Here is a 16,323-nt window from a genome sequence, read left to right on the forward strand (position 1 = left end):
GGTCCGGCCGCACGGCACCAACACACGGGCAGGGCCCGGCGGTGGCAGCCGCCGGGCCCCGGTCCGTGGTGACCGTGCCGGTCAGACCGGCACCTTCTCGGGCTCGTCGTCCCGCGTCCTCGGCGTGGCCGCCGTCGGCGCCTCGTCGTGCGTGAGGTCGGGCAGTCGGTGCAGCCACTTCGGGAAGTACCAGTTCCGCTCGCCCAGCAGCGCCATCACCGCCGGAAGCAGCACCCCCCGGATGACCGTCGCGTCGATCAGCACCGCCGCCGCCAGGCCCACGCCCATCTGCTTCATGGACTGCATGGACAGCGTCCCGAAGATCGCGAACACGGCGACCATGATGACCGCGGCACTGGTGACCACGCCGGCCGTGGTGACCACCCCGTGCCGGATCGCGTCCCGCGTCTCGAGGCCCCGCGCCCGCGCCTCACGGATCCGGGACACCACGAACACGTGGTAGTCCATCGACAGGCCGAACAGGATCACGAAGAGGAACAGCGGCAGCCAGGTGATGATGGCGCCCACGCCCTCCGCGCCCACCAGGGAGGCGCCCCAGCCGTGCTGGAAGACCGCCACGAGGATGCCGTACGCGGCGCCCACCGACAGCAGGTTCAGCACGATCGAGGTGACCGCGACCGTCAGCGAGCGGAACGACAGCAGCATCAGCAGGAAGGCGAAGACCACCACGAACGCGAACACCGGGACCACCGAGCCGACCAGCTGGTCGTTGAAGTCCTTGTTGCCCGCCACCTGGCCGGTGATCGGCGCCTGGACCCCGTCGACCTTGCCGAGCGTCGCCGGCCGCACCTCGTCGCGCAGCTTCTCCAGGCTGGCGCCCGCCGCGTCCTGGTCGGAGCCGCCCACCAGCGGCACGTAGACGAACGCCAGGTTCTGCTGGTCGTGCAGCTTGATCTCGACCGGGCCGCGCGAGGCGCCCGAACCGACCGCCTGCTCACGGAAGTCGGCCAGCGCCGCCTTCACCTCGGGGGCGTTGATGTCGTCCGCCTTGACGACCACCTCGGCCGGCTCCGAGCCGCCCGGGAACGCCTCGTTGACGCGGTTGTACGTCTGCACGATCGGCAGCGAGTCGCCGAACTCCTGGTCCAGCGTGAGGTTCTCGGTCTTCATGCCGAGCGCGGGCGCGGCCACCGCGAGCAGCGCACCGGTCGCCACGACCACCGACAGCACCGGCCGGGCCAGCACCCGCTTCAGCACCGCCGACCAGAACCGGCTGTCGTTCCGGCCGCTCGTCCGCCGCCGCAAGAACGGCACCCTGCCCTTCTCGACCCGCTCGCCCAGCAGCGACAGCAGCGCCGGCAGCACCGTCACGGAGCCGACCATCGCGACGGCCACCACCATCAGGGAGGCCAGGCCCATCGCCTCGAACTCGGCGATCCCGGTGAACAGCATGCCCGCCATCGCCACGCACACCGTGACACCGGAGACGACGATCGCCCGGCCGCTGGTCGCGGCGGCGATCCGCAGCGCGGTCCGCGCGTCCCGTCCGGCCGCCCGCTCCTCGCGCTCGCGGCGCAGGTAGAACAGGCAGTAGTCGACGCCGACGGCCAGACCCACCAGCAGCATCACCGAGTTGGCGGTGTCGCTCATCGGCTGGAGGTGGCTGACGAGCCCCATCAGACCCATCGTCGCCACGATCGCGGTGATCGCCAGGGCGACCGGCAGCAGCGCCGCCACCAGCGCGCCGAAGGCGATCAGCAGGATGCCGAGGGCGACCGGAACGGCCGAGTACTCGGCCTTCTTGAAGTCGTCGCCGAAGGCGTCGTCGAACGTCTTCATCATGCTGGCGCCGCCGATCTCCTCGATCCGCAGCGAGTCGTGCTCCTTCTGGACGTCCGCGACCGCCTCGAGCACCGGCTCGATCCGCTCCCCGGCCGTCCGCGGGTCGCCCCGCACGTCGAACTGGACCAGCGCGCTGCGCCCGTCCTCCGAGACGGTGCCGCTGTCGTAGGGCGAGGTGACGTCCGTGACCTCGCCGGTCCGCTCCACGGCCGTCATCACCGCGGAGACCGCCGACCGGAAGTCCGCGTCCGTGGACGTGAGACCGTCGTCCTTCGCCTGGACGAGCACGGTTTCCGAGGCCGGCTCCTCGATCCCGGCCTCCTCGATGATGCCGGCCGCGGTGCTGGTCTCCCCCTTGAGCTGTTCGCTGTCCTCGACGTCGACCCGGCCCGCCGCCGAGCCGAGCCCCATCGCCAGCACCACGAACAGCACCCAGATGCCGACGGCCGCCCAGCGGTGCCGCGCGCTCCAGCCGCCGGCGCGGGCGGCGAGCCCCCGTACCCGCGCGTCTCCGTTCCCCATGACGGGTTCGCTCCCTCGTCCGCGGCGGCGACCCCCTGCCGCCACCTGACGTTTCGACGGTATGGGCGGCGTGAGCGCGTCTCGTCGTGCTGCCCGGTGAAGCCGTCGGGTCCCGGCTCATCCCGACGGTGCGCCCGGCCTCCCCACTGGGGAGGACCGTGGCCCCCTACACATGTCCGGGCCATCGGCACGGTGGATCAGGGCCGAGGGCGGAGGTGCAGGAGCCGGTCGCAGCCATTCCGCAGCCTTGTCGAACAAGTCACAGCAGCGTGTTCGGGTTGCTTCGGGAGCCGCCCGTCGGCCAGAGTTGCGAGGCCCGCCGCGCGCGGGCCCCGGCCGTCGTGCCCACCCCCACGGGGCACGACGGCCGCACTACAGTCGGGGCCATGGCGACGAGATACGCGGCGCTGCTGCGCGGCATCAACGTGGGCGGCGGCAAGAAGGTCCCGATGGCCGAGCTGCGTGCCCTGCTGGAGAGCCTCGGCCTCGGGGACGTACGCACGTACCTGCAGAGCGGCCAGGCCGCGTTCACCGCGGGTCACGGCGACGAGGAGTCGCTGGCCGCCGACCTGTCCGGGGCGCTCGCCGGCCGCTTCGGCTTCGACGTGGAGGTGATCGTCCGCGACCACGCCTATCTGAAGGGCGTGCTCGACGCCTGCCCCTTCCCGGCCGCCGATCTGGAGCCGAAGCAGCTCCACGTCACCTACTTCTCCGCGCCCGTCACCGAGGGCCGGTTCGCGGAGATCGACCGCGAGGCGTACGTCCCCGAGGACTTCCGCCTCGGCGACCGCTGCCTGTACCTGTACGTCCCCGACGGCCTCGGCCGCTCCAAGCTCGCCGAGCACCTGTCGAAGCCCCGCCTGAGCAAGGGCGTCGTCGCGACGAGCCGCAACTGGAACACGGTGCGCAAGCTGGTGGAGATGACCGAGGCCTGAGCCCCGCGCGGAATCAGGCCCCCAGCGCCGTCAGCAGCGGCGTCCGGGCCGCGTCGTAGCGGTCCAGGAGGACCTGGGCCACCTCGGGGGCCGGGCCCAGGACGTCGGCCAGGACGTCCGCCTCGGACGCGCCCCGGGCGATGCGGTCCGGGAGGCGGCCCGGGGCCAGGACGTACGGGGCGACGGCCACGCGGGCGCAGCCGAGCTCCCGCAGTTCCCGCACCGCGTCCTCGGTGCGGGGAAGGGATGCGGAGGCGAACGCAGGCCGCACGGCGCACCAACCGGTGTGCCGCCACTCCCGCGCGACGTCTGCGATCACTGCGATCGCCTCCGGGTCGGAGGACCCCGCCGAGGCCAGCACGACCCCGGTCGAGGACTTGTCGGCGGGCGTCAGGCCCGCCTCGTACAGGCGGCGCTCCAGGGCCGCGAGCAGCAGCGGGGACGGGCCCAGCACGTCCGCCTGGCGGATCCGCAGCCGCGGCGGCGCCTCGGACAGCACCGCGGGGATGTCCGCCTTGGCGTGGAAGGCCCGGGTGAGCAGGAGCGGCAGCGCGACCACGTCCCGCACCCCCTCCGCGTCCAGGGACTCGAGCACCGCGCCGACGGACGGCACGTTGAAGTCCAGGAACCCGGTCTCCACCCGCAGTCCGGGCCGCTGCGCGCGCACCCGGCGCACCAGGTCGTGGACGGTCGCGGCGTGCCGCGGGTCACGGCTGCCGTGTGCGACGACGAGCAGGACGGGACGACGCATCACAGGCACCTCAGCTCTTCACCAGGAGTCCGCGGGTGCGCAGGACCCGGCGTTCGAGGGGGCTGAAGATCAGCAAGTCGATGGCGATGCCGACGGTGAGGATGAGCAGGATCGCCTCGAAGACCATGGCCATGTCGCTGGCGTTGCGGCCGTTCTCCAGGAGCTGTCCGAGGCCGACGCCGAGGTCGGGGAAGGAGGCGATGATCTCGGCGGCCATGAGGGAGCGCCAGGAGAAGGCCCAGCCCTGCTTGAGACCGGCGACGTAGCCGGGGAGGGCGGCGGGCAGGGTGATGTGCCAGGTGCCCTTGATGCCGGTGGCGCCGAGGGTGCGTCCGGCGCGCTGGAACAGCGGCGGGACCTGGTCGACGCCGGAGAGCAGTCCGTTGGCGATGGACGGCACCGCGCCCAGCAGGATGACCGCGTACATCATCTGGTTGTTCAGGCCGAGCCAGATGACGGCGGGCGGGACCCAGGCGACCGAGGGGAGGGACTGCAGGCCGGACAGGATGGGGCCGATGGCCGCCCGGATCAGTTTGACGCGGGCGAGGAGGAGGCCGAGGGGCGTGGCGATGAGCAGGGCGAGGCAGAAGCCGAGCAGGCCGCGGGAGACGGAGGTCCAGATGTAGCCGAGGAGTTCGCCCTGGAGCCAGGCCTTCTCCAGCACGCCCCAGACGTCGGCGGGCGCGGGCAGTTTGGTGGGGTCGTCGACGATCTTGAAGGTGATCAGCGACTGCCACACGGCCAGCACGAGCGCGACGGCGACGACCGGCGGGAGCACCTTCTGCGTGAGGGTGTGCCGCAGCGGCTTGCGGGTGGTCTGCACCGTTTCCAGCGCGTCCAGGCCCGCTTCGAGTCCGGCGAGGTCCCCGGGGTCCTTGGGGGTGGTGTCAGTGCTGGCCATGTCGGCGGATCTCCCCACGGAGTTGCTCGGTGATCTCGACGGACAGCTCGGCCACGGCCGTGTCCTCGATGCGGCGCGGGTGCGGGATGTCCACGGTCCACTGCCGGGCGATGCGGCCGGGGCGGGAGGACAGCAGGACGACGCGCTGGGCGAGGCGGACGGCCTCGCGGACGTTGTGGGTGACGAAGAGGACGGACAGGCCGGTCTCGCGCCAGATGCGGGTGAGTTCGTCGTGGAGGACGTCGCGGGTGATGGCGTCGAGCGCGGCGAACGGCTCGTCCATCAGCAGCAGCCGGCTCTCCTGCGCCAGGGCGCGGGCGAGGGCGACGCGCTGGCGCATGCCGCCGGACAGTTCGTGCACCCGCTTGCCGTGGGCGCCGCCCAGCCGGACCAGCTCCAGCAGCTGTTCGGCGCGCTCACGCCGTTCGTTCTTCGGGGTGCCGCGCAGTTTCAGCGCGAGTTCGATGTTCTTGCCGGCGGTGAGCCAGGGGAAGAGGGCGTGTTCCTGGAACATCAGGGCGGGGCGGCCGTCGGTGGTGACGGCGCCGGCGGTGGGCCGGTCGAGGCCGGCGACGAGGTTGAGCAGCGTGGACTTGCCGCAGCCGGAGGCGCCGAGGAGGGTGACGAACTCGCCCGGGGCGACGTCGAGGCTGATGTCGTCCAGCACGAGCTGCTGCCCGGCGGGTCCGGCGAAGGACTTCGAGACGTGCTCGATACGGGCCGCGTGCGTGGCCGACTGCGTGCCGTCGGCGGCCTTGGCGAGAGTCGTGGCCATGGTCGTCACCTCCTGGGAAGCGTGCGTGATCCGGTTCAGGAGACGCCGAGTCCGGCGTCGTCGACGGCGGGCCGGCCGGCCGCCTGGAGGACCTTGCGGAGCAGGGACAGGTCGTAGATGCCCTTCAGGTCCGGCTGCTCCAGCAGGCCCGCCTCGACGGCGTGGCCCGCCTGGGTCCTGAGGGTGGCGGCCAGCGGGTCGTCCAGGAACGTGATCGACTTCCAGGCCGGGTCGAGCACGTCGGCGGGCAGCGGCTTGCCGGTGTCGGCCGCGAGCCGCGCGTTGGCGGCCTCCTTGGCCTCGTCGGGGTGGGCGTTGATCCACCGGTTGGCCTCGACGGACGCCCGCAGCACGGCTTCGACGGCCTTGGGGTGCTTGTCGAGGAACTCCTGGCGGACGGCGATGTTGGTGATCACGAACTTGCCGTCCGGCCACAGCGACGACTCGTCCAGCAGCACCTTGCCGCCCTGCGCGACCAGCCGCGACGCGGTCGGCTCCGGCACCCACGCCCCGTCCACCGAACCGGACCTGAACGCGTCCGGGGTGACCTTGTTGTCGCTGCGGACGACGGTGACGTCGCCTTTGCCGCTCTGCGGGTCGACCTTCCAGCCCTGCTCGGCGGCCCAGTTGAGGAACGCCACGTCCTGGGTGTTGCCGAGCTGCGGGGTCGCGATCCGCTTCCCCTCGACGTCCGCGACGGACTTCACCTTGTCGGGGTCCACGACCAGCTTCACCCCGCCGGACGCCGAACCGCCCACGATGCGCAGGTTCTTGCCGTCCGCCTTGGTCCAACCGTTCACCGCGGGGGACGGGCCGAGGAAAGCGACGTCCAGGGAATCGGAGTTGAGCGCCTCGATCGCCGACGGACCCGCGTTGAACACGGCGTACTTCGCCTCGGTGCCCTTGAGTTCCTTCTGGAAGAACCCCTTCTCGGCGCCGACCAGGGCGGTGCCATGCGTGAGGTTGCCGAAGTAGCCGATCCTGACGGCGTCCAGACCGTCGGTCTTCGCACCGGAGGCGACCCGCGCGGTACCCGTGTCCTTGGCCTGCGACCCGTAACCGCAGGCGGCCAGGGCCGGCAACGGCAGCAAGACCGTCACCGCGAGGGCGCGGCGCAGGGCGGTCGTGGCAGGCAAGGGGAACGATCCTCTCGGTGGCGGCCCGGCGGTCGCGCGGTGGTCGCGCGGCCGGGCCGTCGGCGGGTTCAGGGCAGTACGGAGGCGGCGGGAGGCCGGCGGACGGTCAGAAGTCCCACCCGTCGTCGTCCGCCCGGTCGTCGACCGGGTCGGGCGAGGCGAAGGACTCGCCGACCATGCCCGCGGTCAGCGTGGTCCCGTCGTTGGGGTCGACCAGGATGAACGACCCGGTGCGGCGGGAGTCGGCGTAGGTGTCGGCGGGCAGCGGTTCGGCGGTGCGGATGGTGACGCGGCCGATGTCGTTGGCGGTGAGCCGGCCCGGGTGCGGGTGCAGGGACAGGTCGTCCAGGGTGAGCCGGGACGGGATGTCCTTGACGATCGCCTTGACCGTGCGGGTGCCGTGCTTGATCAGGACGCGGTGGCCGACCGTCAGAGGTTCGTCGGCGACGTGGCAGACGGTCGCCTCCAGGTCCTGCGTGGTGGCCGGGGCGTCCTGGGCGGGGACGATCAGGTCGCCGCGGGAGATGTCGATGTCGTCGGCGAGGAGCAGCGTCACCGACTGCGGCGTCCACGCCACGTCGACGGGCTTGCCCAGCAGGTCGATGCCGGTGATCGTGGTCGAGCGGCCCGAGGGCAGCACGGTGATCTCGTCGCCGACGCGGAAGGTGCCGGCGGCGATCTGCCCGGCGTAGCCGCGGTAGTCGGGGAGCTCGGGGCTCTGCGGCCGGATCACGTACTGCACGGGCAGCCGTGCGTGGCAGCGGGTCAGGTCGTGGCTGACCGGCACGGTCTCCAGGTGTTCCAGCACGGTGGGGCCGCCGTACCAGTCCATGTTCGCGGACGGGTCCACCACGTTGTCGCCGACCAGCGCCGAGATCGGGATCGCGGTCACCTCGGGGACGCCCAGCTCGGTGGCGTAGGCGGTGAACTCCTCGGCGATCTGCGCGAACACCGGCTCCCGGTAGCCGACCAGGTCCATCTTGTTCACGGCGAGCACCACGTGCGGCACCCGCAGCAGCGCGGCGATCGCCGCGTGCCGGCGGGTCTGCTCGACCACGCCGTTGCGGGCGTCGACCAGGATCACCGTCAGCTCGGCGGTCGAGGCGCCGGTGACCATGTTCCGTGTGTACTGCACGTGGCCGGGGGTGTCGGCGAGGATGAACCGCCGCCGGGGCGTGGCGAAGTAACGGTACGCCACGTCGATCGTGATGCCCTGCTCCCGCTCGGCGCGCAGACCGTCGGTGAGCAGCGCGAGGTCGGGGGCGTCCTGGCCGCGGCTGGCCGAGGCGCGCTCCACCGCCTCCAACTGGTCGGCGAGCACCGACTTGGAGTCGTGCAGCAGCCGCCCGACGAGGGTGGACTTGCCGTCGTCGACGGAGCCGGCGGTGGCGAACCGCAGCAGGGTGGTGGCCGAGAGCTCCTCGGTCGTGATGGTGCTCATGCTTAGAAGTACCCCTCGCGCTTGCGGTCTTCCATCGCGGCCTCGGACAGCTTGTCGTCGGCGCGGGTGGCGCCGCGTTCGGTGAGCCTGGAGGCGGCGATCTCCGTGATCACCTTCTCGATGGTGTCGGCGTCGGAGTCGACCGCGCCGGTGCAGGACATGTCGCCGACGGTGCGGTAGCGCACCAGACGCTTCTCGACCGTCTCGCCGTCCTTCGGGCCGCCCCACTCGCCCGCGGTCAGCCACATCCCGCTGCGCTTGAACACCTCGCGCTCGTGGGCGTAGTAGATCTCGGGCAGTTCGATGTTCTCGCGGGCGATGTACTGCCACACGTCCAGCTCGGTCCAGTTGGACAGCGGGAACACGCGCACGTGCTCGCCGGGGGCGTGCCGGCCGTTGTAGAGGTTCCACAGCTCGGGGCGCTGGCGGCGTGGGTCCCACTGGGAGAACTCGTCGCGCAGCGAGAAGACCCGCTCCTTGGCGCGGGCCTTCTCCTCGTCCCGCCGGCCGCCGCCGAACACCGCGTCGAAGCGCTCCTCGCGGATGGTGTCCGTGAGGGGCACCGTCTGCAGCGGGTTGCGGGTGCCGTCGGGGCGCTCCTTGAGGACGCCGCGGTCGATGTAGTCCTGCACGGAGGCGACGTGCAGCCGCAGCCCGTGCTCGGCGACCGTGCGGTCGCGGTAGTCGAGGACCTCGGGGAAGTTGTGCCCGGTGTCCACGTGCAGCAGCGCGAACGGCACCGGCGCGGGCGCGAACGCCTTCAGCGCCAGGTGCAGCATGACGATGGAGTCCTTGCCGCCGGAGAACAGGATCACCGGCTTCTCGAACTCACCCGCCACCTCACGGAAGATGTGCACGGCCTCCGACTCGAGGGCGTCCAGGTGGGAGAGGGCGTACGGGCTGTCCGTACCTTCCTCGACGGTGGCGACGGTCGTCGTCATGCCAGTCCCCTTTCGCTGAGCACGGCGTGAACGGCCGCCGCGGACTCCTGCACGGTCTGGTGCTGCGACTCGATGCGCAGATCGGGCTTCTCGGGCTCCTCGTACGGGTCGTCGACGCCCGTGAGCCCGGACAGCTCACCCGCCGCCTGCTTGGCGTACAGGCCCTTCACGTCACGGACGGAGCACACCTCCACCGGCGTCGCCACGTGCACCTCCACGTACGGCGTGCCGTTCGCCTCGTGGCGGGCGCGGACGGCCTCGCGGCTGTCGGCGTACGGGGCGATCACCGGGACGAGCGCCAGCACGCCGTTACGGGCGAGCAGTTCGGCGACGAAGCCGATGCGCTGCACGTTGGTGTGCCGGTCGTCGCGGCTGAAGCCGAGGCCCGCCGAGAGGAACTCGCGGATCTCGTCGCCGTCGAGCACCTCGGTCGGCCGGCCCTGCTCGCGCAGCCGGGCGGCGAGTTCGTGCGCGATGGTGGTCTTGCCCGCACTCGGCAGACCCGTGAGCCAGACGGTGGCTCCGGTCGTCACGTGGTTCTCCTGGTTCGTCGAAGGCGCGGTCATGGCGGTCAGCCGTGCAGTCCGCACTCGGTCTTGGCGCGGCCCGCCCAGCGGCCGGCGCGGGCGTCCTCGCCCTCCAGCACGCGGCGGGTGCAGGGAGCGCACCCCACGGAGGCGTAACCGTCCTGGAGGAGCGGATTGGTGAGGACGCCGTGCTCGGCGACGTAGGCGTCCACGTCGTCCTGGGTCCACCGGGCGATGGGGGAGACCTTCACCTTGCGCCGCTTCTCGTCCCAGCCGACCACCGGGGTGTTCGCCCGGGTCGGGGACTCGTCGCGGCGCAGGCCGGTCGCCCAGGCCAGGTAGTCCTTCAGGCCCTCCTCCAGCGGCCGCACCTTCCGGAGCTTGCAGCACAGGTCGGGGTCGCGGTCGTGGAGCTTCGGGCCGTACTCGGCATCCTGCTCGGCGACCGTCTGCCGGGGGGTGAGCGTGATGACGTTGACGTCCATCACGGCCTCCACGGCGTCCCGGGTGCCGATGGTCTCGGGGAAGTGGTAGCCGGTGTCGAGGAACACCACGTCCACCCCGGGCAGCGCCCGGGAGGCGAGGTGGGCGACGACCGCGTCCTCCATGGAGGAGGTCACGCAGAAACGCTTGCCGAACGTGTCGGCCGCCCACCGGAGGATGTCCGGTGCGGACGCGTCCTCCAGGTCCCGGCCCGCCTGCTCGGCCAGTTCCCGCAACTCGACGGTGCCGCGCTCGTCCGATACGGCCGTCATGCCGGGTCCCCTCCCGTGTCGGATCGGTCCAGACCCCGGGCCAGCAGCCCGAGGAACTTCAGCCGGAAGGCGCGGTTGCAGGCCGCGCACTCCCAGGCCCCGTGCCCCTCCTCGCTGGGGCGCAGGTCCTCGTCGCCGCAGTAGGGGCAGTAGAACGGCGCCGCGCGCTCGCTCACGACAGGGCCTCCTCGGAGGCGCGGGTGGCCCAGGACGCGAACCGTTCGCCGTCCTCGCGCTCCGCCTCGAAACGCTTCAGCACCCGCTCGATGTAGTCCGGCAGCTCGTCCGCGGTGACCTTCAGGCCGCGCACCTTGCGGCCGAACCCGGCCTCCAGGCCGAGCGCGCCGCCGAGATGCACCTGGTAGCCCTCGACCTGCTCGCCCCGGTCGTTCAGCACGAGCTGGCCCTTGAGACCGATGTCCGCGACCTGGATACGGGCGCAGGCGTTCGGGCAGCCGTTGAGGTTGATGGTGATCGGCTCGTCGAACTCCGGCATGCGGCGCTCCAGTTCGTCGATCAGCGAGGCGCCGCGCGCCTTGGTCTCGACGATGGCGAGCTTGCAGAACTCGATGCCGGTGCAGGCCATGGTGCCGCGCCGGAAGGGCGAGGGGCGGGCGCTGAGGTCCAGCGCCTCCAGGGACTCCACCAGGGACTCGACCTGGGCCTCCTCGACGTCGAGGATGATCATTTTCTGTTCGACGGTGGTGCGCACCCGGCCCGAGCCGTGCGTCTCGGCGACGTCCGCGATCTTGGTGAGGGTGGTGCCGTCGACCCGGCCGACGCGCGGCGCGAAGCCGACGTAGAAGCGGCCGTCCTTCTGCCGGTGCACCCCGATGTGGTCGCGCCAGCGCGACACCGGCTCGGCGGGCGCCGGGCCGTCGGTCAGCCTGCGCTTCAGGTACTCGTCCTCCAGCACCTGACGGAACTTCTCCGCACCCCAGTCGGCGACCAGGAACTTCAGCCGGGCGCGGTTGCGCAGCCGGCGGTAGCCGTGGTCGCGGAAGATGGACAGGACGCCCTCGTACACGTCGGGCACGTCCTCGAGCGGCACCCAGGCCCCGAGCCGCACGCCCAGCTTGGGGTTGGTGGACAGGCCGCCGCCGACCCAGAGGTCGAAGCCGGGCCCGTGCTCGGGGTGGTGGACGCCGACGAACGCCACGTCGTTGATCTCGTGCACCACGTCGAGCACCGGCGAGCCGGAGATGGCCGTCTTGAACTTGCGGGGCAGGTTCGAGTACGCCTTGTTGCCCAGGACGCGGCGCTTCATCTCCTCCAGCGCCGGCGTGCCGTCGATGATCTCGTCCTCGGCGATGCCCGCCACGGGGGAGCCGATCATCACGCGGGGCGTGTCGCCGCAGGCGGTGACCGTGGACAGACCGACGGCCTCCAGGCGGTTCCAGATCTCGGGCACGTCCTCGATGCGGATCCAGTGGTACTGGACGTTCTGCCGGTCCGTGATGTCCGCGGTGCCGCGCGCGAACTCCTGCGAGATCTCACCGACGACGCGCAGCTGCCGCGTCGTCAGCGCGCCGCCGTCGATGCGCACCCGCAGCATGAAGTACTCGTCGTCCAGCTCCTCCGGCTCCAGGATCGCCGTCTTGCCGCCGTCGATGCCGGGCTTGCGCTGCGTGTAGAGGCCCCACCACCGCATGCGGCCGCGCAGGTCGTTGGGGTCGATCGAGTCGAAACCCCGCTTGGAGTAGATCGTCTCAATGCGTGTCCGCACATTGAGACCGTCGTCGTCCTTCTTGAACTGCTCGTTGCCGTTGAGCGGGGTGAAGTGCCCCGCCGCCCACTGTCCCTCTCCGCGGTGACGGCTCGCCTTGCGGCGGGGGGTCGCGGTGGCAGGCTTCTGCGCGGCGGCAGGCTTCTGCGGGGTGGCGGCCATGGTTGATACGTCCTTCGGGACAGCGGTGGATGGTCTCTCGGCGCGGGGGCGCCATGCCGGGGGAGCGTCTCTGACCTGCGTTTACGCGCACGCGGGCAGAATCGTGCGCGTCCTTGCGCAGCAAAGGAGGGGAGAGGGGTGTCGGGCGCTGCTGGGTGGTCTCAGCGCGCCGGACAGATGGCGCTGGACATGCGGCCGAGGTCGACGTGCCGCCGACTCACCAAGGCGATTCCAGTTCCAGGCATGACGGAAGCCTGGCACGGCGATCTGGAGGCAGTCCACCGTTATCCGAAATGTGGACACCCTTGTCCCAGTGTGCGAGACAAGGGTGTCCTTGGTCACATGCGGTGCGCGCGGTCTTGCCGGAGCCGCTCAGGCGGAGTACGCCCCCGGCCACGGGCCCGGCGTGACCACCTTCGGCTCGTCCTCCACCTTGGTGTCGAACAACCGGAAACCCCGCCGCAGATAGTTGTCCAGGGCGTGCTCGCCGTCCTTGCTGCAGGTGTGCAGCCACACCCGCGTGGTCGGCTTCACCCCCGGCCAACGGTCGGCGAGCTCCCAGGCGCGCGCCACCCCGTACGACAGCAGATGACCGCCGATGCGCCGGCCGCGGAAGGCGGGCAGCAGTCCGAAGTAGAGGATCTCCACGACCCCCTCGTCCTGCGCCTCCAGCTCCACGTACCCGGCCGGTGTGCCCCGGTCGTAGGCGACCCACGTCTCCACGCCGGGCCGCTCCAGATGCTCCCGCCACCGCGCGTACGACCAGCCGAGCCGGTCGGTCCAGCGGATGTCGCCGCCCACCGACGCGTACAGGAACCGGCTGAACTCGGGCGAGGGCACCTCGGAGCGGACCACCCGCACGTCCCCCTCCGGCACGGCGGCCGGACGGAGATCGGTGGGCGCGGTCTGCTCCAGGGACCAGGTGGTCACGGAGAGGGTCGTCATGTCCGAAAGACAACCATCCGCCGCACACCCGTGTCGAACGCCTGCCCCCAGGTCGGACATCCGTGGGTCCGCTACCGCTCCAGCGCCTCGTCGACCGCCGCCAGCGGCAGCGCGAACAGCATCCGCCCCGACTGCGACCACACGTCCCCGGTCGCCTGCCAGTACGACAGGGACGTCGCGGGCCCGCTCCAGCAGCGGTACGTCTCGTCCGCCCCGCAGCGCACCGGGCTCGCGCCCTTCGTGTCCTGCCGCCACAGCGTGCCGCGCTCCTCCGGCGCACCAGTAACGCGGCTCACGTACCAGTCGGACCGGTGCGCCAGCACCCCGCGCACCTGCGTCAGCTCCGTCTCGTACACCGCGACCGGCTCCGTCCGCAGCAGCGGGCCGTATCCCGGGCGCGGACCGAGTGCGTACCGCCACAGCCGGGTCGGGCCCTCCTCGTCCGGGGCCGTCGCCTCGTGCACCACCAGGCTCTCGGGCACCGTGCTGCGGTCCAGGGCGATCCCGCCGGGCCGCGGCGCGTCCGCGCCCGCCGTCGCGTAGGAGGCGACCGCCGGGAGCACGTACCGCGCGCCCGCCGCCGACCAGCCGCCGGGCACCCGTCCCACGGTCCCGGTGTCCACGGTGGCCCGCTGCACCCGGTCCAGGTCGTACACGTACAGCGCGCCGTCCTCGCCCCGGCCCGCCGTGACGAGCAGCTTGTCCTGGTACCAGACCATGCCGGACACGTCGGAGCCCAGCCCGCGGAAGTCCCGCCCGCCGTCCACCGGCACCGCGAGCAGGGCCCAGGTGTAGCGCGGCGTCCCGTCGTCGTCGGCGGCCACGAAGGCGATCCGCGCGAGCCCCTGCTCGGCGGGAGTGCCGGAGCCGCGGGTCCAGCCGGAGAGGATCACCCGGTGCGCGCCCCATCGGCCGTCCTCGTCGGCGTCCCCGGACGTGGTGACCGCGCCGGCCCGCCAGCCGTCGGTGTCCCGCTGTGGCCAGCAGTACGCCGTCGTCACGGCCGGCTCGACGGGCAGCGCCCGCCGGTCGTCGTCGCTGCAGTCGTCGGCGTCCTCCAGGGCCCCGTCCGGGTCGGCGAGGACGGCGCCCACGCCCACGGCGGGACCCATCGACGCGGTGAGACGGTCCAGTTCGGCGCCCGGCACCGCGTGTTCGGTCAGCCGCAGCGGCGCGGTGTCGGCGGTCGCGGTGAGCGGCTTCAGCGCGCCGGGGTCGTCGGCGTCGGTGGCCTGCGAGGTGCTGATCATGGTGGCGGCCGCGGTGAGCGCCAGGGCCGTACCGGCCAGCGTGGCGCGCAGCGCTCTGCCTCTGCGGCGGCGGCGGTGTCTGCCGCGATGCTTCATGACGTCCTCCCGAGCGAGCCAACTGCGTCCGGTGATCCGCGGGTTGACCGTGGAGCAGGTGGGGCGGCCCGTCCCCGGATGCTACGGCAGCCGGACGCCGGACGGGACGAAGACCGTGCAATTTCACGCGCGGGCCGCCCGAGGGCACGTGCCCACGTACAGATGTACCCCGTCGGCGCGGCGGTTTCCGGCCAGATCCTCAGCGCGAGCCGCGGACCAGCCCCGGGGAGGACGCCGTACGCGGGAAGAGATCCCCGGAACCGTCCGGCGGCACCACCTCCACCTCGGCGGACTCCGTGAAGCGGTACGGCCGGTGCTCCAACAACGCCCCCAGATAACGCCGTACGCGGGACATCTCCGCGCGGACCGTCACCGTGCGGGCCGGGTCGCCGAACACGTCACGGGCCAGGTCGGCGGCGCTGCGGCCCGCCCGGTGCACGGCCAGCAGATACAGCAACTCGGCGTGCCGCGGACTCAGTTCACGTGACCACGCGCCGGCCCCGTCGGACACCCGCACCGACCGGCGCGGCCCGCCCAGATCCAGCACGATCCGTGCGGCGGGACGCGGCGACGGCCCGTCCTCCGCCCGCACCAGCCAGCCCCCCGCGAGCGGCTCGAGCGAGCACCGCCCCAGCGCCGGCAGCCACCGCTGGCCCGCGGACACCGACTTGGGCAGCGCCAGCCGCTCCAGGTACGGCATCCCGGTCACCGCCGCCGTCCACCCGTGCCGGTCCACCACCAGCGCCCGGCCGTCGATCCGGGTCAGCACCGGCGCGGCCACCGCCCGCAGCCGCTCCAGCGACCGCACGTGCATCTCCCGCAGCCGCGCCTCGGCCAGCTTCGCCACCGAGTCCACCCACGCCAGCGTCGCCGGGTGCATGCTCTCCAGCGGGCCGCTCACGTCGACCACGCCGATCAGCCGCCCGTCCCGCGGATCGGTCAGGGGCGCGCCCGCGCAGGTCCAGGTGGCGTGCGACCGTACGAAGTGCTCGGAGGCGAAGACCTGCACGGGACGCCCGGTCACCGCGGGCGTACCCACCCCGTTGGTCCCGACGACGTCCTCACGCCAGTCCGCGCCGATCTCGAAGCCCAGCCCGTCCGCCTTCCGCAGCACCGGCGCGCTGCCCTCCCGCCACAGCACCCGGCCCTCGTCGTCGGCCACCACCATGATGTGGCGGGCGACGTCCGCGACCGACAACAGCCCCTCCCGCAGCACCGGCAGCACGTGCCGCAGCGGCGAGGCCTCCCGGCGCCGCCGCACCTCGTCCATCGAGAGCAGCCCGCTGCGCCGGCCGTGGTCGGGGTCCACCCCGCTGCGCAGCATCCGCTCCCAGGACTGCCCGATCACCGGGCGGGGAGCGACGGGCGCGGGCCGCCCCGACAGCGCGGCGGAACGGACCTCGTCGAGCACCCGCGCCGCGCGCGCCGTGTCGACGGCGGCCAGATGCGACACGTCCATCGGCGAGAGCGCCACCGGACCTCCCGGAAGAAAACCTGTCGGACCCCAATACTGCCGTCTGCCCCGGACGAGGACGCTCAGTACCGGAACGGAAACAGCAAGTTGCAACCCCCTGCAACTCTGGTGACACGACCGCTCACTGATTGAAACTTGAGCGACGCCGCCCCGAGCGGCGTCCACGGCTCTTCGGGAGTCCGT

The 16,323-nt window shown here is 72.2% G+C and carries 16 protein-coding genes; 1 reads left to right on the forward strand and 15 read right to left on the reverse strand.

All coding sequences use genetic code 11. The features are described from left to right. Positions 1 to 81: 81 nt before the first annotated feature. On the reverse strand, positions 82 to 2,325 hold the full coding sequence (locus MTR79_RS09740) for an MMPL family transporter (protein ID WP_086702046.1): 2,244 nt from the start codon (positions 2,323 to 2,325) through the stop codon (positions 82 to 84). 386 nt (positions 2,326 to 2,711) lie between these two features. Here MTR79_RS09740 and MTR79_RS09745 point away from each other — a divergent pair, with 386 nt between their 5' ends. Further along, positions 2,712 to 3,260 carry a DUF1697 domain-containing protein gene (locus tag MTR79_RS09745; RefSeq protein ID WP_086702048.1) on the forward strand — a complete coding sequence of 183 codons (549 nt, stop codon included), beginning with the start codon at positions 2,712 to 2,714 and terminating at the stop codon, positions 3,258 to 3,260. A 13-nt stretch (positions 3,261 to 3,273) separates the two neighbouring features. Here the strand turns inward: MTR79_RS09745 and MTR79_RS09750 are convergent, their stop codons facing one another. From MTR79_RS09750 to MTR79_RS09810, 14 genes are all read right to left on the reverse strand, one after another. Next, positions 3,274 to 4,011: a sirohydrochlorin chelatase gene (locus MTR79_RS09750; RefSeq protein ID WP_048455526.1), complete on the reverse strand. Its 738-nt coding sequence runs from the start codon at positions 4,009 to 4,011 to the stop codon at positions 3,274 to 3,276. 10 nt (positions 4,012 to 4,021) lie between these two features. Further along, positions 4,022 to 4,912 carry an ABC transporter permease gene (locus MTR79_RS09755; protein WP_048455525.1) on the reverse strand — a complete coding sequence of 297 codons (891 nt, stop codon included), beginning with the start codon at positions 4,910 to 4,912 and terminating at the stop codon, positions 4,022 to 4,024. Then, positions 4,899 to 5,687, reverse strand: a complete 789-nt coding sequence (locus tag MTR79_RS09760) for an ABC transporter ATP-binding protein (protein WP_086702073.1) — start codon at positions 5,685 to 5,687, stop codon at positions 4,899 to 4,901. The genes MTR79_RS09755 and MTR79_RS09760 overlap by 14 nt, the downstream gene beginning before the upstream one ends. A 35-nt stretch (positions 5,688 to 5,722) precedes the next feature. Then, positions 5,723 to 6,823 (reverse strand): ABC transporter substrate-binding protein, encoded by a 1,101-nt coding sequence (locus MTR79_RS09765; RefSeq protein ID WP_244789759.1) that lies wholly within the window; start codon positions 6,821 to 6,823, stop codon positions 5,723 to 5,725. Between the two features lie 106 nt (positions 6,824 to 6,929). Beyond that, positions 6,930 to 8,264 carry a GTP-binding protein gene (locus MTR79_RS09770; protein WP_048455522.1) on the reverse strand — a complete coding sequence of 445 codons (1,335 nt, stop codon included), beginning with the start codon at positions 8,262 to 8,264 and terminating at the stop codon, positions 6,930 to 6,932. A gap of 2 nt (positions 8,265 to 8,266) precedes the next feature. Next, the gene (gene cysD, locus MTR79_RS09775) at positions 8,267 to 9,205 is read right to left on the reverse strand and encodes a sulfate adenylyltransferase subunit CysD (RefSeq protein WP_086702070.1); all 939 of its coding nucleotides are present in this window, start codon (positions 9,203 to 9,205) and stop codon (positions 8,267 to 8,269) included. Next, positions 9,202 to 9,771 (reverse strand): adenylyl-sulfate kinase, encoded by a 570-nt coding sequence (gene cysC / locus MTR79_RS09780; protein WP_078894951.1) that lies wholly within the window; start codon positions 9,769 to 9,771, stop codon positions 9,202 to 9,204. The genes cysD and cysC overlap by 4 nt, the downstream gene beginning before the upstream one ends. A gap of 5 nt (positions 9,772 to 9,776) precedes the next feature. Then, a complete protein-coding gene (locus tag MTR79_RS09785) occupies positions 9,777 to 10,487 on the reverse strand; it encodes a phosphoadenylyl-sulfate reductase (RefSeq protein ID WP_086702068.1) in 711 nt (236 codons plus the stop codon). After that, positions 10,484 to 10,663 carry a hypothetical protein gene (locus MTR79_RS09790; protein ID WP_019523376.1) on the reverse strand — a complete coding sequence of 60 codons (180 nt, stop codon included), beginning with the start codon at positions 10,661 to 10,663 and terminating at the stop codon, positions 10,484 to 10,486. Before MTR79_RS09790 ends, MTR79_RS09785 begins: the two co-directional genes overlap by 4 nt. After that, on the reverse strand, positions 10,660 to 12,375 hold the full coding sequence (locus MTR79_RS09795) for a nitrite/sulfite reductase (protein ID WP_086702066.1): 1,716 nt from the start codon (positions 12,373 to 12,375) through the stop codon (positions 10,660 to 10,662). Before MTR79_RS09795 ends, MTR79_RS09790 begins: the two co-directional genes overlap by 4 nt. Positions 12,376 to 12,536: 161 nt before the next feature. After that, entirely contained in the window at positions 12,537 to 12,620 is an 84-nt protein-coding gene (locus MTR79_RS33690; RefSeq protein WP_310887545.1) for a putative leader peptide, read from the reverse strand. Between the two features lie 127 nt (positions 12,621 to 12,747). Continuing rightward, positions 12,748 to 13,320, reverse strand: a complete 573-nt coding sequence (locus tag MTR79_RS09800) for a GNAT family N-acetyltransferase (protein WP_244789760.1) — start codon at positions 13,318 to 13,320, stop codon at positions 12,748 to 12,750. A gap of 71 nt (positions 13,321 to 13,391) precedes the next feature. Further along, positions 13,392 to 14,666: a hypothetical protein gene (locus MTR79_RS09805; protein WP_244789761.1), complete on the reverse strand. Its 1,275-nt coding sequence runs from the start codon at positions 14,664 to 14,666 to the stop codon at positions 13,392 to 13,394. Between the two features lie 199 nt (positions 14,667 to 14,865). Further along, positions 14,866 to 16,125 carry a helix-turn-helix domain-containing protein gene (locus MTR79_RS09810; RefSeq protein WP_086702076.1) on the reverse strand — a complete coding sequence of 420 codons (1,260 nt, stop codon included), beginning with the start codon at positions 16,123 to 16,125 and terminating at the stop codon, positions 14,866 to 14,868. Positions 16,126 to 16,323: the final 198 nt, after the last annotated feature.

The sequence above is a fragment of the Streptomyces sp. BJ20 genome, from assembly GCF_022869105.1.
Classification (GTDB): domain Bacteria; phylum Actinomycetota; class Actinomycetes; order Streptomycetales; family Streptomycetaceae; genus Streptomyces; species Streptomyces griseoincarnatus.

What these genes read in the sequence shown, in the direction of transcription:
- MTR79_RS09740 (WP_086702046.1), bottom strand. Translation starts at nt 2,325, where the DNA reads ATGGGGAACGGAGACGCGCGGGTACGGGGGCTCGCCGCCCGCGCCGGC.
- MTR79_RS09745 (WP_086702048.1), top strand. Translation starts at nt 2,712, where the DNA reads ATGGCGACGAGATACGCGGCGCTGCTGCGCGGCATCAACGTGGGCGGC.
- MTR79_RS09750 (WP_048455526.1), bottom strand. Translation starts at nt 4,011, where the DNA reads ATGCGTCGTCCCGTCCTGCTCGTCGTCGCACACGGCAGCCGTGACCCG.
- MTR79_RS09755 (WP_048455525.1), bottom strand. Translation starts at nt 4,912, where the DNA reads ATGGCCAGCACTGACACCACCCCCAAGGACCCCGGGGACCTCGCCGGA.
- MTR79_RS09760 (WP_086702073.1), bottom strand. Translation starts at nt 5,687, where the DNA reads ATGGCCACGACTCTCGCCAAGGCCGCCGACGGCACGCAGTCGGCCACG.
- MTR79_RS09770 (WP_048455522.1), bottom strand. Translation starts at nt 8,264, where the DNA reads ATGAGCACCATCACGACCGAGGAGCTCTCGGCCACCACCCTGCTGCGG.
- cysD (WP_086702070.1), bottom strand. Translation starts at nt 9,205, where the DNA reads ATGACGACGACCGTCGCCACCGTCGAGGAAGGTACGGACAGCCCGTAC.
- cysC (WP_078894951.1), bottom strand. Translation starts at nt 9,771, where the DNA reads ATGACCGCGCCTTCGACGAACCAGGAGAACCACGTGACGACCGGAGCC.
- MTR79_RS09785 (WP_086702068.1), bottom strand. Translation starts at nt 10,487, where the DNA reads ATGACGGCCGTATCGGACGAGCGCGGCACCGTCGAGTTGCGGGAACTG.
- MTR79_RS09795 (WP_086702066.1), bottom strand. Translation starts at nt 12,375, where the DNA reads ATGGCCGCCACCCCGCAGAAGCCTGCCGCCGCGCAGAAGCCTGCCACC.
- MTR79_RS33690 (WP_310887545.1), bottom strand. Translation starts at nt 12,620, where the DNA reads ATGCCTGGAACTGGAATCGCCTTGGTGAGTCGGCGGCACGTCGACCTC.
- MTR79_RS09800 (WP_244789760.1), bottom strand. Translation starts at nt 13,320, where the DNA reads ATGACGACCCTCTCCGTGACCACCTGGTCCCTGGAGCAGACCGCGCCC.
- MTR79_RS09805 (WP_244789761.1), bottom strand. Translation starts at nt 14,666, where the DNA reads ATGAAGCATCGCGGCAGACACCGCCGCCGCCGCAGAGGCAGAGCGCTG.
- MTR79_RS09810 (WP_086702076.1), bottom strand. Translation starts at nt 16,125, where the DNA reads ATGGACGTGTCGCATCTGGCCGCCGTCGACACGGCGCGCGCGGCGCGG.